15 protein-coding genes are annotated in these 15,517 nt (G+C 35.6%); 11 read left to right on the forward strand and 4 right to left on the reverse strand.

All coding sequences use genetic code 11. The annotated features are described in order from the left end of the window. Positions 1-4: 4 nt before the first annotated feature. The 4 genes from RNZ46_RS16665 to RNZ46_RS16680 form a co-directional block, all read right to left on the reverse strand. Positions 5-1,018, reverse strand: a complete 1,014-nt coding sequence (locus RNZ46_RS16665; protein WP_316983303.1) for a P63C domain-containing protein — start codon at positions 1,016-1,018, stop codon at positions 5-7. Continuing rightward, on the reverse strand, positions 1,011-1,940 hold the full coding sequence (locus RNZ46_RS16670) for an IS1595 family transposase (protein ID WP_316983304.1): 930 nt from the start codon (positions 1,938-1,940) through the stop codon (positions 1,011-1,013). The genes RNZ46_RS16665 and RNZ46_RS16670 overlap by 8 nt, the downstream gene beginning before the upstream one ends. Positions 1,941-3,171: 1,231 nt before the next feature. Further along, complete coding sequence (gene trhA, locus RNZ46_RS16675; RefSeq protein WP_316983305.1) at positions 3,172-3,798, reverse strand: PAQR family membrane homeostasis protein TrhA; 627 nt, start codon at positions 3,796-3,798, stop codon at positions 3,172-3,174. A gap of 3 nt (positions 3,799-3,801) precedes the next feature. Further along, positions 3,802-4,482 (reverse strand): DUF4294 domain-containing protein, encoded by a 681-nt coding sequence (locus RNZ46_RS16680; RefSeq protein ID WP_316983306.1) that lies wholly within the window; start codon positions 4,480-4,482, stop codon positions 3,802-3,804. Positions 4,483-4,770: 288 nt separating this feature from the next. Between RNZ46_RS16680 and RNZ46_RS16685 the strand changes: the two genes are divergently transcribed. The 11 genes from RNZ46_RS16685 (at position 4,771) to RNZ46_RS16735 (ending at position 15,509) form a co-directional block, all read left to right on the forward strand. Further along, complete coding sequence (locus RNZ46_RS16685) at positions 4,771-5,520, forward strand: DUF6794 domain-containing protein (protein ID WP_316983307.1); 750 nt, start codon at positions 4,771-4,773, stop codon at positions 5,518-5,520. Between the two features lie 360 nt (positions 5,521-5,880). Then, entirely contained in the window at positions 5,881-6,489 is a 609-nt protein-coding gene (locus tag RNZ46_RS16690; RefSeq protein ID WP_316983308.1) for a hypothetical protein, read from the forward strand. A gap of 192 nt (positions 6,490-6,681) precedes the next feature. Then, positions 6,682-7,134 (forward strand): DUF5063 domain-containing protein, encoded by a 453-nt coding sequence (locus RNZ46_RS16695; protein ID WP_316983309.1) that lies wholly within the window; start codon positions 6,682-6,684, stop codon positions 7,132-7,134. Between the two features lie 562 nt (positions 7,135-7,696). Beyond that, positions 7,697-8,785: a M42 family metallopeptidase gene (locus tag RNZ46_RS16700; protein WP_316983310.1), complete on the forward strand. Its 1,089-nt coding sequence runs from the start codon at positions 7,697-7,699 to the stop codon at positions 8,783-8,785. Positions 8,786-9,034: 249 nt separating this feature from the next. After that, positions 9,035-9,589 carry an NUDIX hydrolase gene (locus RNZ46_RS16705; protein ID WP_316983311.1) on the forward strand — a complete coding sequence of 185 codons (555 nt, stop codon included), beginning with the start codon at positions 9,035-9,037 and terminating at the stop codon, positions 9,587-9,589. Positions 9,590-9,673: 84 nt separating this feature from the next. After that, a complete protein-coding gene (locus RNZ46_RS16710; RefSeq protein ID WP_316983312.1) occupies positions 9,674-10,159 on the forward strand; it encodes an acyl-CoA carboxylase biotin carboxyl carrier protein subunit in 486 nt (161 codons plus the stop codon). A gap of 115 nt (positions 10,160-10,274) precedes the next feature. After that, positions 10,275-11,717: an acetyl-CoA carboxylase biotin carboxylase subunit gene (accC, locus tag RNZ46_RS16715; protein WP_316983313.1), complete on the forward strand. Its 1,443-nt coding sequence runs from the start codon at positions 10,275-10,277 to the stop codon at positions 11,715-11,717. Positions 11,718-11,773: 56 nt separating this feature from the next. Next, on the forward strand, positions 11,774-13,315 hold the full coding sequence (locus RNZ46_RS16720; protein WP_316983314.1) for an acyl-CoA carboxylase subunit beta: 1,542 nt from the start codon (positions 11,774-11,776) through the stop codon (positions 13,313-13,315). Between the two features lie 114 nt (positions 13,316-13,429). Beyond that, positions 13,430-14,362 carry a peptidylprolyl isomerase gene (locus RNZ46_RS16725; protein WP_316983315.1) on the forward strand — a complete coding sequence of 311 codons (933 nt, stop codon included), beginning with the start codon at positions 13,430-13,432 and terminating at the stop codon, positions 14,360-14,362. 160 nt (positions 14,363-14,522) lie between these two features. Beyond that, positions 14,523-14,945 carry a hypothetical protein gene (locus RNZ46_RS16730; protein WP_316983316.1) on the forward strand — a complete coding sequence of 141 codons (423 nt, stop codon included), beginning with the start codon at positions 14,523-14,525 and terminating at the stop codon, positions 14,943-14,945. A gap of 21 nt (positions 14,946-14,966) precedes the next feature. Next, entirely contained in the window at positions 14,967-15,509 is a 543-nt protein-coding gene (locus RNZ46_RS16735; protein WP_316983317.1) for a YfiT family bacillithiol transferase, read from the forward strand. The last annotated feature ends 8 nt before the right edge of the window (positions 15,510-15,517 follow it).

A 15,517-nucleotide genomic window follows, 5' to 3' on the forward strand; every position in this document is an offset into this window, starting at 1 on the left:
GTTATTATTTTTCGTCTTTAGGGTTGTAATTCAATCCCTGTACTAATTTTTGGTTGAAATCAGATAAATTGTTTTCCTCTATTGGTTCTATTGTGTGTCCTTTATCATCAAAGCTAAACGGAAGTTCTAATTGTCCGCTCTGTCTATGTTTTAGCTTCTCAAATTGGCTCCACATGTGAGCCATATCGTCAGACAACTGAAAAAGGGTAACTATCTGATTTATTTGTGCTGTTAAATGAGGGTTTCCTATATCATCTGTAAGCAACTGATGCAATCTTGCTGTTTTGTTGCCACTTTCACTTTTAGGCACATTTGATTCTAATTCATCTAACACTCCTTTAGGCAGTTCCTCATATATTAGTTTTTTAGTCCAAGTTCCTATAACGCCAGGGCGCTTTTTAATTCCGTTAACCGTAAAATTCCAACCGTTAAGCCTAAACAACTCTTTGTAAAATATGTCGGGAAACCTTTTTTGCCAAGGTAAAAGTTCCTCACTAATATATTGTTTTAATATTTTTTGTAATTCATCTTTCTCTCGGTCATATTGATATCCGGTAGCTTCATCAACTAAAGCCGTAATACCAACATTAGCAAATCCCTTAAAAATCACATAAGCATTGTGTGCTGCTATCTTTGCATTAGACCTATTATCTAAAGCGCCTTTTTTGTCCGCTTGTTGCCAAATATCGCAAATATCCACTAAAGCAGTAGCAGAAACACCTTCGTTCAATTTACCATCAGAATCCTTGTAAACAATTGGTTTTGAAAGCTTTTCGCGAACTTCCTCACTAATAAAAGGTGTTAAATAGTTTGCGGAAACATACTCTGGAAGCATAGCGCCTTTTTGCTCTTTTTTCTTCTGCCAATAAGCGCCACTTCCTTTTACACCTAAAGCGCTGGCTAAACTTCTATCAACCAGTATTCTTTCTCCATTATCCAAAACAGCACATGATATTGAGAACTCTCCTATCTCAATTTGTCCTTTATATTTTACCTCTGGGATGTTATTTTTAGCCATTTATCAAATCTTTATATGTTATCCTGTTTTCAATGTTATTCAAAAGTAAATTAAATCTCTCACTTTCTGTTGTATTCTTACGAGTATTATATCTAAATACAAATTCATCAACGTAAAACTGTAAATGTTTTTTAGAGGTAAAATGATATATACCGTAAATACCACGTTTCAACAAAGCCCAGAAGCTTTCTATTGAGTTTGTAGATACACGACCTCTTACATATTCCCCTCTACCGTGCTTAACTGTTTTATGGTCGTAAACACGTTCTAATTTTTTATAAGCCTTTAATTCATCTGAATAAATAGTGGCATCATAAGAAATGTTATTTACTATCGGTGGTAATAAAGATAATTCAGTAGCATTTTTAACGTGCATTGCTCTAACATCGCCACCTCTTTGAACCATGCCTAAAACAGCAGATTTTTTATAATGTTCTTTTGTTGCTTCTGATTTGTCGGCTCTAATCTTTGCGCTTCTGTTTCCATTTTTACCACCTACGTAAGTTTCGTCAATTTCAATTTCGCCTTGTAACTTCTCGTTATTGTCTTCATTCAATCCGAAACAGTTTCTAATACGTTGCAACATAAACCACGCTGATTTTTGAGTAATACCTAAATCACGTCCTAACTGTAAGCTTGAAATTCCTTTTTTATGCGAAGTAACCAACCATATAGCCATAAACCACTTTTGTAATTCCATTTTAGTATTGTCAAAAATAGTGTTAGTTTTAACGTTGAAGTATTTTCCTGTATTTTTACATTTATATTTATTTCCTTTACAGTTATATACTTTAGAAGTAGCATCAAAAGGACTTACAACGTTTCCGTTCCAACGTAATAACTCTAAATGGTCTATGCAAGACTGTTCCGTTGGGAACGCTTTAATTAAGTCTAATATTGATTTTACTTCTTTGTTAAACATGGTTGGTTATTTATATATTCAAATATAGTAGTTATTTACACAATAAGCAAATATTTAGTGTAAAAAAGAACTAATTTTTAATTTTATTACGAATAAGCTTTGTTAAAAACTTGCTAACAATGTTCATAAGTATGCATTGTGATTACAAATGAAATTATTTATTTTAGCCTTGTGCTATTAATTAAAAAACATTTGGATTATGAATGGTAAACAAAAAGTTAAGACAATTCGCCTCAATCCAAGTCTTTTAAAGACAATTAACGAATTGTCTAAAAGTGAAAACAGGAGTTTTAATAATACCGTAGAGACGTTATTAATGAAAGCTACTGGTTCTTTGAAATAGATATAAATTAAATTTTTATATCTTTGCGGTATCAACTTAGTAAAAATAGTTACATGAGTAATTTGTTATGAGGTCTGTACGTTTGTTTCTGTACTTGTCATTATTTACAAAAAAAACTCATTAACAAAACAAAGCCCTGTTCCTATGACGGGGCTTTTAATTACCACAAAGTGTGGTAGTGGCTTAGATTGAATGCAGGCATAAATCTTATGCTTTAATCTGTCTGCCATTAAATTCATGTAACATGAATACTAAGTTGATAGATGGTGTTCTACATAAGCTGATATTCAGAAGATTCATCGTAAAAGATGGTCAGAGAATATATCCAATTAAAGCAAAGTGTTTTGCTTTTTGGGTTCCAGTAGAGTAGAGCATTTGTAAAAAAACGGTGTGAAGGCTGTTTTTAATAGGGGTTTCATAGGAGCCCCTTTTTTTATTTATACGACGAATATATATGTAATGGATATAATTTACAAAATATTTTAACATAATAACGTGTTTTTATCAATATTCGTATGCATTTCGTCGATATTTTATGCTATTTCTTACATTTACATCTATTAATTTACATTTCATTTCGTTATCTTCATTAAATTAAAACAGATTTTCGGAAAGTCCGAAAACGGTGTAAACAGGTATATAAGTCCCGAAAATCACGCAGAACGAAAAAGAGCGTTCCTTTAAATTGATTAAACGAGATTAGTTTTTCAGGACTATTTTTATTTATCTACTAAAACCAAACTTACTACATCTCAGCTACAACCAGTTATTTGGTTATTTATTATTTCGGCATAAAATGAAATAACCCAATAACTCTTAATAATTGTAATCTTCATTAAAACAGATCGTTATTAAAACACATTCCCTTCTCGCCATCGAATTCAACAATTAAATCACATAAAAGAAAATCATAAAAAAATGACAAATGGCCCCTGCCAAAACATACAAATGCCAAATCACATGATTGAAGGGTATTTTTTGAATGGCATAAAAAACAATGCCCACCGTATACGATAAACCGCCAGCAAAAAGAAACAAAATACCGTCGGTTCCAATAGCGGTGGAAAGGTTGTTGAAATCAAAAACGATAAGCCAACCCATTACTAAATACAAAAGTGTGGAAAACACCTCGAAACGTCCTGTAAAAAACAGTTTTAAAACCACCCCAAAAGCGGCAATAATCCAAACGGCCCAAAATAGTGGCCAACCTAAACTGCCTTCAAGGGCAATTAAACACACCGGTGTGTAGGTTCCGGCTATTAAAATGTAAATACTTATGTGGTCTACAATCCTGAAATAATGCTTGCGTTTCTCCCCTTTTACCGCATGATAAAAGGTTGATGCCAAAAACAATACAATAATGGAAATCCCGTAAACAATAACGCTAAACAAGCTCCAATCTGTTTTTTCGGTATTAAAAACAATAAGCAATACCAGTGCCGCAATGCCAAATAAAGCACCAATGCCGTGGGTAATGCTGTTTAGCTTTTCTTCAAAAGGGCTTTGTATTCGCATAAATTATTGCTTGTTTGCAGTTGGTTTTAGCCATTTATTGGTTAAGTCGTAAAAATCGTGTTTCGTCGCCGATTTTTGCCGTTCTAAACGGCCGCTTTGAAAATTGCGCTGTAAAATATCTTCAATTAAATAATCTTCTTTTACGTTTAGCGGATCGAACTCGCGCTTTAATGAAATATCGAACATACTCGCCGTGGTATTATACCAAAACGCCCGCCAACCGTTGCGCAATTCCTTAACCAAATTAAAGGCTGTTTCACCCGTTTGCCGGTGAATTAATTTTACCAATATTTGTCCTTCGGTACGCGTTAACTTTTTTAATTCTTCTGAAAATTCACCCTCAATATATTTTTGAACACGTTTGGCATACCGTCGTTTATGGCGTTTCTTTTCAATACTTGCCAATCGTTTATTCATAGAATCCAAACGTTCGGCAGCCATTTTGGCATACGGATATACTTTTAGGGTTTTCCGGCGTAAAATTAAATAGCGAATACGGTCTTCTTTACCATCAAATTTAAGCTCGTGCAACAGCATCACCTCGTCTAAATCAATGGCTGTTCGTGGTATGGAATCGCCTTTGATAATCAGGTACTTTACCGCAGTTGAATCTGGCACGGTATCACTGATTTGCGCTAAAGCCAAAAGCGGAAAAAAGAAGCATATGTATTTTAAAAAATTCATTTGTAAAACATGGGGCATTTATTATGCCAAAAATACTGAATTTCTTAAAACCGTATGGCTTAGATTTGAAATTATAAAAAGCTTGAGTTTGTCAGAAAAAATTTCTAAATTCGTGTACGAAAACTTAAAACTATAATAGTACACATAATAGGTATATAGTTAATATTGATTATATATGATTGTTGCCCACAATTAAAACCAACCATTCCCTAATTGAAAAGAAATGTTTACTCAATCAGACTTTGGAACATTAAATTGTGAGTCTAATTTTAGAGAAACAACCGAATTATGAATAAAATATTGCTTGTCTTATTTCTGACCTTTCCCATTCTCGGTAATGCTCAAACTAACTGTGAAAAATATACAGACAAATACATTCCTATTGACTTGAACGATGCTATTACCTTTTTTGAGTGTAAATGGCCAAAAGAAGATTTAGATAATTTTAAAAACAAAGACGAGAATACTGCAACAACCGAATTGCACTTTGGAACTGGAATGTCTATTAGAAATAATTGGAAACTGTGGGCTGGAACTTCAGATATATCAAAATACTTTAGAGATTTAGGAATTCATCATCCAGATGATATGTCAAGTATAATTCTGACTTCATTGCATAGAAAACTGAACGAAAAGCCTATAGAATTAGAAAATCAAATTAAATATTATCAAGACTATTGGGCTGAATCCGAGAAAAAGCAAAAAGACAGACAAAAAGAGGAATTTAGCGAATTTAAGATTGGCGATAAAGTAGAATTCTCATACGACTATGATTTCGTATCTAAAAAGCAGGAGAAAAAGTGGATGGATGACAAGTGTTACGCAACTGGAATTATAGTCGGACTGAATAAAGAAAAATTAGAGGTTCAGGTTAAACTCAAAAAGAGTTGCGACCGAAAAGGAATTATCATTTTGAAATATGATGTTTGGGACAAAATTGATGGAGATTATCAAAAGATTGAGGAAGATAAAATTGAGATAATGAAAAAAGGAGAAATACGTTGGACTTCCTATGAATTGTGGGATGTCGTTGAATAAATAACTGTGGGCAACAACGTATATAGCTCATAGCTGGGCAGTTGCTTAATCGAAGTTAAGGCATATTTGGAAAGTCGCCAAATTTTTAAATTTGACAACTTTCCATAAAAAAATAAGTAGTAAATTTAAAAATCTGGCTTGTGGCTAAACCGAAAATAATCGCTAATTTGCACGCTACGAGCCATATACAAGACCGTTGGCATTAATTAAAAAGAACACTTGGAAATACTGATGATAATATTGTTTTTACTTCTTGTTTTAGTAATTCTATCAATACCGTCTGGTTTGACTTATTTACTTTATCGACACCTAAGGAAAAAAGGAGATACCCAAAAAAAGATAGGTCTAACAATATTTGTCTTGACAACAGCAACAATGGTCTATATTGGCATTGATTCAGCAATGAGTGGTTTTGGCTTTGGTCCAGAATATGAAACCGAAATAATTAACCAAGAAATTGGTGGCAAACTAATTTGCGAATCAGTCTACAATGCTGACCATCATTCTTGGCAATTTAATATTGACTACAAATACATTAATCAAAAAGGAGATACAATAGATTTTAGTAATGGCGGATATTATGGTCGGGAATGGAATAAAGACGAGCAGATACGGCAATTAAATGATTGGCTGATATTAAAAACAGGAGCTTGGCACGGTTCAGACAGAATTATTTTAAGAAACAACAAAACCAATAAAATCGTCACTTACGATATTGACAACCAATTTATCGAAAGACAAGGCTTGTGGCAAAAACAAAACATCGAATCATTGCTCAATTACTGCTGTGCTGAATCTTTTGTAAAAACAATAAAGAACAATGAAATAATTGTTGACTACAAATATCGGACTAAAGAAAAAGAGCCAGATGAATACGGTAAAAGACAAATCACATTTGAGATTGACGAAAAATCAGGCGATTTAACAATGAAAAAAATAACTAATGCCAACGCGGTATATAGCAAATAGGGCGTTTGGTGGTTTATGAAAGTTCAGTGATATTTACAAACACCGCCAAATTTTTAATTTGGCTTTTAAGATGAATAAATTAAAAACAAAATGTAAAAATGTGACTCAGTGCAAACTTGAAAGTTTATCACTTTCTACTGCCCTACTTGCCATATACTAACCGTTATAACACATTTCTCCAAACCATCAAAATTGAGTGAATTAAGAATATTAATAGACCAAATAACGGAATTCGGAACAAATCCTAAAGTAGAACTGACGAACAAAACTGATGTCCTAAAAAAACTGTTGGTCGGAATTTACTCGGAATTTCTAAAGGTGGAATTTAAATTTGACGAAAAGGATTATGAAGAAGAACCTGACTTTGATTACAACGAAATAAAGACAAATGTAAAATCTAACTTTCCAGATTTCGACTGGTACTCTATGGTTTTGGACTTAAACAAAATGGAACCAAATGTAGAAATCGGAATTGGAGGCGCATTGGATGACCTGACTGATATTATAAAAGATATGTTGGTTGTTAAATGGAAAATGGACAACACAAGCGGAGTGAATGCTCTATGGGAATTTGAGTTTTCTATGAGAACTCATTCGGAACAACATTTAATTGACCTTTTGAAATTCATAAAAGAAAAAGAATAGTTGTAGATGAGCAAAAAGAATTTAAAAATTGTGAGACTATATATTATTGGTTTAATATGTATTGTAAGCTATTTCTTTTTGGAGAATTCCAACGTTATTCCAAATATTGTGGAAAAAATGAGTAAGTTTCGTTATGACGGATTTCCTACATTTTTTCTGACAGGATTATTGAAATATGGATTATTGATAGTCGGAATAGGAATTATTATTATTCTGACTTTTATGTTAATCAGAGAAAGAACAAAGAAAGTAATTGAATAAATAAAAACGTGTTACAACAAGACCTAAGTTAAAAAACCAGACACTTTAAGCTCATTTACAAACAAAACCTTCCAAAAAACAAACCAGCGTATTGGATTAAAACCTAAGCCAGCAAATATTTGCGTTAGGGATTGCAGAGGAAAGCCCACAGCGCCTTTTTTGGCGCGAGGACTTGCAACGTAAAGCCCGACGCTCCCGATAACTATCGGGAGCGTAACGCCCAAAAACATTTCGTAATAAGAGGCTGTTTTAATTAATCATTTACATTTTATATTATTATTTTAGTTGAAAATTTTAAAACATGGCAAAAAAGAACATTCTTAATAAAAAATCGATAGACTTTTTAGAAAAATATTTAAACAACGCCGCCCCAACGGGCTACGAATGGACAGGGCAAAAATTGTGGATGGATTACCTTAAACCTTATGTGGATGAGTTTATTACCGATACTTACGGCACTGCGGTTGGTGTAATTAACCCCAAGGCGAAATACAAAGTGGTGATTGAGGGGCATGCCGACGAAATTTCGTGGTACGTTAATTATATTTCTGATAACGGCTTAATTTATGTGATTAGAAACGGTGGTAGCGACCACCAAATTGCACCGAGTAAAATTGTAAATATCCACACAAAAAAGGGCATTGTAAAAGGTGTTTTTGGTTGGCCGGCCATCCATACGCGCAACAAAGCTAAAGAAGAGGCGCCAAAACCCGATAATATTTTTATTGATTGTGGTTGTAAAACCAAGGAGGATGTTGAAAAACTGGGTGTGCACGTGGGTTGTGTAATTACTTATCCAGACGAATTTCATATTTTAAACAAAGACAATTTTGTGTGTCGCGCCTTAGATAACCGTATGGGTGGTTTTATGATTGCCGAAGTAGCACGATTACTTAAAGAGAATAAAAAGGAACTGCCTTTTGGATTGTACATAACCAATTCCGTGCAAGAAGAAATTGGTTTGCGCGGGGCAGAAATGATTACCCACACCATAAAACCCCATGTGGCCATTGTTACCGATGTAACGCACGATACCACTACCCCAATGATTGAAAAGAAAAAAGAAGGCCATCTGGAATTGGGTAAAGGCCCTGTGGTTGCTTATGCACCCGCGGTACAGCAAAAACTGCGCGATTTAATTACCGATACGGCAGAGGCCAAAAAAATACCTTTTCAGCGTTCGGCACTATCAAGAGCCACAGGAACCGATACCGATGCTTTTGCTTATAGCAATGGTGGCGTTGCTTCGGCGTTAATATCCTTACCGCTACGTTACATGCACACCACGGTAGAAATGGTGCATAGAGACGATGTGGAAAACGTGATTAAACTCATTTACGAAACGCTGCTTAATATAAAAGACGGGGAAACGTTTTCGTATTTTAAATAAAAAAACACAGAAAGCACCATTAAAACGTGGTGCTTTTTAATTATAATTTGGGCGTTACCCCAAAAAAGGGGTCGGGCTTTCCGCTATATCTTTTTTTACGTCATAGCGAGGAGCAAGCGACGTGGCTATCTTTTAAATTTTAGTTCTAAGCTAAGTATGGTTTTAGCTTTCAAAAAAAAGGATGCCGCATCAATCCCTAACGCAACTTATCGTTCCCATTAAAATGATTAGTTTTCAATAAAAAATATAATGGACGAATACATTGATATATTAAATGCCAACGGAAAGCCAACGGGCAAATCTGCCTTAAAATCCGTCATCCACCAAAAAGGCTATTACCACAATACGGCACACGTTTGGTTTTACACAAACGATGGCGAAATTTTATTATCGCAACGTTCGGCAAAAAAACTAATTTGCCCATTGCTTTGGGATGTTTCTGTTGCCGGACATGTTGATGCGGGCGAAACCATAAAACAAGCTGCCATAAGGGAAACCAAGGAAGAAATCGGATTAAAAGTCCACGAAAGCGATTTGCATAAAATTGGCGTTTTTGAGTGTTTTCAATCTTATGAAAATGGCATTGTAGACAACGAATTCCATCACACATTCATCAGCGAATTAAATGTTTCAGTGGACGAATTAATACCACAACCGGATGAGGTTGAAGCTTTAAAACTGGTTTCTCCTCATGATTTTAAAAATCATATTGACAATATTAATACGAAAAACAATCACTTTGTGGCTTCAAACAAACCGTATTACGAAACTGTTTTGCAAAAGATTTTACAGACGATTGCCTAAGTTTCTTTCACCTAAATTCAGCTTCTAAAAAAATAAAGGGGCTTATAATATTGCTTATATTTACAACGAATCAAATTGTAAACTATGAGTCAAACCTTCAAAACCAACGTTAATAATACCTTCGAATTTGAAATTGACGAAGAAGCCATTTTAAATCTTGATGCCATTCAAGTTTCAGACGCTGAGTTTCATGTGCTTCATCACCATAAATCATACCATGTCGAGATTGAAGAATCAAATTTCAACAACAAAACATATCAAGTAAAAGTTAACAACAATACGTATAACATAAACATTTTCAACAACTTAGATGCATTAATTAAAGAAATGGGTTTTACCATAGGTTCAACAAAACATGTCGATTCCATAAAAGCGCCCATGCCCGGATTAATTTTAGAAATACAAGTTGAAGCAAATCAAGAGGTTAAAGAAAACGACACCTTGCTTATTCTTGAAGCGATGAAAATGGAAAACATTATAACCTCGCCAAGAGACGGGATTATTAAATCTATTTCGGTAACAAAAGGTGATGCCGTAGAAAAAAACCAGTTGTTAATTGAGTTTGAATAAATGAAAAACAACCACGAATACACGAATTTTTTATAATCAATAAACTTTTTAAGAAAACATTCGTGAATTCGTGGCGAAAAAAATCCCTCTCAATTGTTGAGGGTTAGAAAAAGAAATGAAAAAAATACTAGTAGCGAACCGCGGTGAAATTGCCATTAGAGTGATGAAAACAGCTCAAAACATGGGACTAAAAACGGTCGCTGTTTTTTCCACGGCCGATAGAAATGCACCCCATGTAAAATTTGCAGACCAAGCCGTTTGTATTGGTGAATCGCCATCAAATCAATCGTATTTACGCGGTGATAAAATTATAGATGTCGCCAAACAACTTAAGGTAGATGCCATTCATCCCGGATATGGATTTTTAAGTGAAAATGCCGATTTTGCCGAATTGTGCGAAACAAACAACATCATTTTTATTGGGCCAAAATCTAAAGCCATCAAAATTATGGGCAGTAAATTGGCAGCCAAAGAAGCTGTAAAGCAGTACAATATTCCCATGGTTCCCGGAATTGATGAAGCCATTACCGATGTTGAAAAAGCGAAAACCATTGCCAAAAACATAGGTTTTCCAATATTGATAAAAGCCTCGGCCGGTGGCGGCGGAAAAGGTATGCGTGTGGTTGAAAAAGAAAGTGATTTGGAATCGCAAATGAAGCGCGCTATTAGTGAAGCCACTTCCGCTTTTGGCGATGGTTCCGTTTTTATAGAAAAATATGTGGGTTCGCCACGCCACATCGAAATTCAAATAGTAGCCGACAGCCATGGTAATGTTTTACATTTTTTTGAGCGCGAATGCAGTATCCAACGGCGGCATCAAAAAGTGATTGAAGAAGCACCCTCGTCTGTTTTAAGTCCACAGTTACGTGAAAAAATGGGGGAAGCTGCTATTAAAGTCGCCAAATCCTGTGATTATTTAGGCGCTGGAACGGTGGAGTTTCTATTGGACGAAAACCATAATTTCTATTTCTTGGAAATGAATACAAGGTTACAGGTTGAACATCCGGTTACCGAATTGATTTGTGGCGTCGATTTGGTGGAACTTCAAATCCGTGTGGCTCGTGATGAAGCCCTTAAAATCAATCAAAAAGATTTAAAAATAAAAGGACATGCCTTAGAATTACGGGTTTATGCCGAAGACCCTTTAAACGATTTTTTACCAAGTGTGGGCACTTTAGAAACGTACAAGCTTCCTGTGGGTGCAAACATTCGTATTGATAATGGTTTTGAAGAAGGCATGGACATCCCCATTTATTATGACCCCATGCTTGCTAAATTAATTACCTATGGAAAAACCCGCGAAGCCGCTATTCAGCTTATGATTCACGCTATAGAAAATTATCATGTTGAAGGCGTGCAAACCACCTTGGCATTTGGAAAATATGTGTGTGAACACGACGCGTTTCGCTCTGGAAATTTTGATACGCATTTTGTAAAAAACCATTACACCCCAAAAACTTTAAAAATTGAAACAGAAAATGAAGCAAGAATTGCAGCATTAATAGCTTTAAAGCAATATTTGACAGATCAAAAACTACTGCGTTTACCAAACAACTAAACATTAACTGTCATTCCTGTGAAGGCAGGAATCCACTATAATAATCTTGCATAAATATGAAAACCAAAATAGATAAATTAAACGAGAAACTACAATTAGCACATTTAGGCGGCGGACAAAAACGGATTGATAAGCAACACGCCAAAAAAAAACTAACGGCTAGAGAACGTGTAAACTATTTGATGGACGAAGGTTCCTTTGAAGAAATCGGAGCTTTGGTAACGCACAGAACTACCGATTTTGGTATGGAAAATCAAATCTATTACGGCGATGGTGTTATCACGGGCTACGGTACTGTTAATGGCCGATTGGTTTATATTTACGCCCAAGACTTTACGGTTTTTGGTGGCGCCTTATCCGAAACACATGCCGAAAAAATCTGTAAAATTATGGATTTGGCCCTTAAAGTTGGTGCACCAATAATCGGACTTAACGACTCCGGTGGAGCGCGTATTCAAGAAGGTGTGCGCTCCTTAGGTGGTTATGCCGATATTTTTTATAGAAACGTACAAGCCTCGGGGGTAATTCCGCAAATTTCGGCCATTATGGGACCCTGTGCGGGTGGCGCGGTGTATTCTCCGGCAATGACCGATTTTACGATGATGGTGGAAAATACAAGTTACATGTTTGTTACCGGGCCCAATGTTGTAAAAACGGTAACGAATGAAGCCGTTACAAGCGAAGAATTAGGCGGCGCTTACACCCATGCTTCAAAATCCGGTGTGGCCCATAAAACCTCGGCAAACGATATTGCATGTTTGGAAGATATAAAAAATCTTTTAAGTTATTTACCTCAAAACAATACCGAAACACCACACACAATAGACATTGAAATCCAAAATGAAATTCGCGATGTATTATCGGATATCGTTCCGGACAACCCTAATAAACCATACGACATGCACGCGGTAATTTCTGGAATTATTGACACGGATTCCTTTTACGAAATTCATAAGGATTATGCCGAAAATATCATTGTAGGTTTCGCTCGCTTAGGCGGAAAAAGCATTGGTATTGTTGCTAATCAGCCACAATTTTTAGCTGGTGTTTTAGATGTAAATAGCTCTAAAAAGGCAGCACGATTTACACGTTTTTGCGACTGTTTTAATATTCCATTACTTGTTTTGGTTGATGTTCCCGGGTTTTTACCAGGCACCGACCAAGAGTGGAATGGTATTATTGTGCATGGTGCCAAACTATTGTATGCATTAAGTGAAGCTACCGTGCCACGAGTAACCGTAATTACCAGAAAAGCCTATGGCGGTGCTTACGATGTAATGAATTCCAAACATATTGGAGCAGATTTAAATTACGCATGGCCAGGTGCCGAAATTGCGGTAATGGGTGCAAAAGGCGCAAGTGAAATCATCTTTAAAAAAGAAATAGCCAATGCCGATGACCCCGTAGAAAAACTTGCTAAAAAAGAAGCCGAATATGCCGAAAAATTTGCAAACCCTTATCGTGCCGCAGAACGTGGTTTTATTGATGAAGTAATTCTGCCAAAAAACACGAGGCGCAAATTAATCAAAGCATTTAATATGTTAGAAGATAAAAAGGTAGATAGCCCTAAGCGCAAACATGGCAATATTCCGCTATAAACACGACGTTTAAGGTTATTGGTTTTAGCTTTCTTTCCATATTAAAAAATCTGAATTCGTAAATCTAAATTCGTAAATCATCCCTATCTTTGCTCTTTCTTAAAAATTAGAACCATGCAAGACGGATTATACGCAAAATTCAATACAACAAAAGGAGAAATACTTGTTGCTTTAGAGTACAAAAAAACACCAGGAACCGTAGGTAACTTTGTTGCTTTGGCAGAAGGAAACCTAGAAAACTCGGTAAAACCACAGGGTACGCCTTATTATGATGGTTTAAAATTCCATCGGGTAATTCCAGATTTTATGATTCAAGGTGGTTGTCCACAAGGATCGGGATCGGGTAACCCAGGCTACAAATTTGATGATGAATTTCACCCAGATTTAAAACATGATGCCCCAGGCGTGTTATCTATGGCCAATGCGGGCCCAGGCACTAACGGCAGTCAGTTTTTTATTACTCATGTTGAAACCCCTTGGTTGGATAACAACCATACTGTTTTTGGAAAAGTTGAAGAAGGACAGGATGTGGTTGATGCCATTGCACAAGGTGATGTAATTGACAGCTTAGAGATTATTAGAGTTGGTGCCGATGCAGAAGCTTATAATGCTGTGGAAGCCTTTAGAACCTTTGAAGGCTCCAGGGAAAAAAGATTAGCAGAAGCTAAAGCCTTAGCTGATGCTGAATTAGATAAAATTGCAGCCGGTTTCAATAAAACAGATAGTGGTTTGCGTTATCAAATCATTCAAGAAGGAAAAGGCACCAAAGCCGAAAAAGGTAAAACCGTTTCGGTACATTATAAAGGGCAATTGGCCGATGGTACGGTATTCGATTCTTCATACAAACGCAACCAACCACTTGAGTTTCCTGTTGGTGTTGGTCAAGTTATCCCAGGATGGGACGAAGGCATTTGTTTGTTAAATGTAGGCGATAAAGCACGTTTGGTTATCCCAAGTGAATTAGGCTACGGAAGCCGAGGCGCAGGCGGTGTAATTCCACCAGATGCCACTTTAATTTTCGATGTCGAGTTGATGGACGTAAAATAATAGTAAGCCATATTAGGCCACACAAAGTTTACTACAATAAATAAGTTTCAAAAAAACATCCATTGAGGATGTTTTTTTGTTTTTGGTACATTACGGCTAATTATCTATTTGTTTATCGATTAAATTTCTTGCGGAATTGGTGTAAATATATATTTAGGTAATGGTTAGTATAAAAGAAACCTATTTATATTCGGAAGTCATAAAAGAGTTCTCATATTCTTTTGGCAACATCTATATATTTGACGGATTTGTGGTTTCAGAAATTAACCAAGGACAAATTATCACTTGGGATAAACAAGCCAAATTAATTGTTGACGACCTATCTGCTTTTTTAGGTACAAATGGTGCCGATGTTATTTATATTTCCAATCGTATTAATTCGTATTCCGTTGTAGCTTTAGATTGGTTAAAGTTTTTTAAGCACAATTACAGCTTAAAAGCCTATTGCATGGTATCAAAAAATAAATCAGGAACATTAAGCGCTGTGATAGAAAGGTTATTCTATACAAAAAAAATCAAACATTTTAATAGTTTATTTGAAGCCGTAAACTGTATTAAACAGGGTGTTATCGAAATTGCCTAACCATTAATTATTTGTGTTTGCATGGGAGAACAAGAACTACAAAAACTAAAATATCCTATTGGTCAGTTTGAGAGTCCGAAAGTCATTTCACAGAAACACATTGAAAACTGGATTACCATTTTAGAGCATTTTCCCAACCGCTTGGAAACCTTGGTAGAAAACCTATCTGACCAGCAATTAGATACGGCATATAGGCTTGATGGCTGGACGGTGAGGCAGGTTGTACATCATCTCTCCGATAGTCATCTTCATAGTTATGTCCGTTTTAAATGGACCTTAACCGAAGAAAACCCGGTTATAAAACCCTACTTCGAAGATCGGTGGGCTGCACTTAACGATTCTAAAACAGCACCCATAGCCATGTCTCTTAATTTATTAAAGGCTATTCATTTTAAATTGGTTTATTTGCTTAAAACCTTATCGGATCACGATTTAAACAAATACTTTATTCATCCGGACACCAACAACAAAGTCATTTTAAAAAATAATATAGGCATTTATGCGTGGCACAGTAACCATCATTATGCGCATATTCAAAATTTGTTAAAACGAAAAGGTTGGTGATTATTTAA

Source organism: Hwangdonia lutea (assembly GCF_032814565.1).
GTDB lineage: Bacteria > Bacteroidota > Bacteroidia > Flavobacteriales > Flavobacteriaceae > Hwangdonia > Hwangdonia lutea.

Bases quoted from the DNA above. Each gene is read 5' to 3' on its own strand.
- RNZ46_RS16685 (WP_316983307.1), top strand. From the start codon at position 4,771: ATGAATAAAATATTGCTTGTCTTATTTCTGACCTTTCCCATTCTCGGT.
- RNZ46_RS16680 (WP_316983306.1), bottom strand. From the start codon at position 4,482: ATGAATTTTTTAAAATACATATGCTTCTTTTTTCCGCTTTTGGCTTTA.
- RNZ46_RS16735 (WP_316983317.1), top strand. From the start codon at position 14,967: ATGGGAGAACAAGAACTACAAAAACTAAAATATCCTATTGGTCAGTTT.
- RNZ46_RS16670 (WP_316983304.1), bottom strand. From the start codon at position 1,940: ATGTTTAACAAAGAAGTAAAATCAATATTAGACTTAATTAAAGCGTTC.
- RNZ46_RS16710 (WP_316983312.1), top strand. From the start codon at position 9,674: ATGAGTCAAACCTTCAAAACCAACGTTAATAATACCTTCGAATTTGAA.
- trhA (WP_316983305.1), bottom strand. From the start codon at position 3,798: ATGCGAATACAAAGCCCTTTTGAAGAAAAGCTAAACAGCATTACCCAC.
- RNZ46_RS16705 (WP_316983311.1), top strand. From the start codon at position 9,035: ATGGACGAATACATTGATATATTAAATGCCAACGGAAAGCCAACGGGC.
- RNZ46_RS16700 (WP_316983310.1), top strand. From the start codon at position 7,697: ATGGCAAAAAAGAACATTCTTAATAAAAAATCGATAGACTTTTTAGAA.
- RNZ46_RS16725 (WP_316983315.1), top strand. From the start codon at position 13,430: ATGCAAGACGGATTATACGCAAAATTCAATACAACAAAAGGAGAAATA.
- RNZ46_RS16730 (WP_316983316.1), top strand. From the start codon at position 14,523: ATGGTTAGTATAAAAGAAACCTATTTATATTCGGAAGTCATAAAAGAG.
- RNZ46_RS16665 (WP_316983303.1), bottom strand. From the start codon at position 1,018: ATGGCTAAAAATAACATCCCAGAGGTAAAATATAAAGGACAAATTGAG.
- RNZ46_RS16720 (WP_316983314.1), top strand. From the start codon at position 11,774: ATGAAAACCAAAATAGATAAATTAAACGAGAAACTACAATTAGCACAT.
- accC (WP_316983313.1), top strand. From the start codon at position 10,275: ATGAAAAAAATACTAGTAGCGAACCGCGGTGAAATTGCCATTAGAGTG.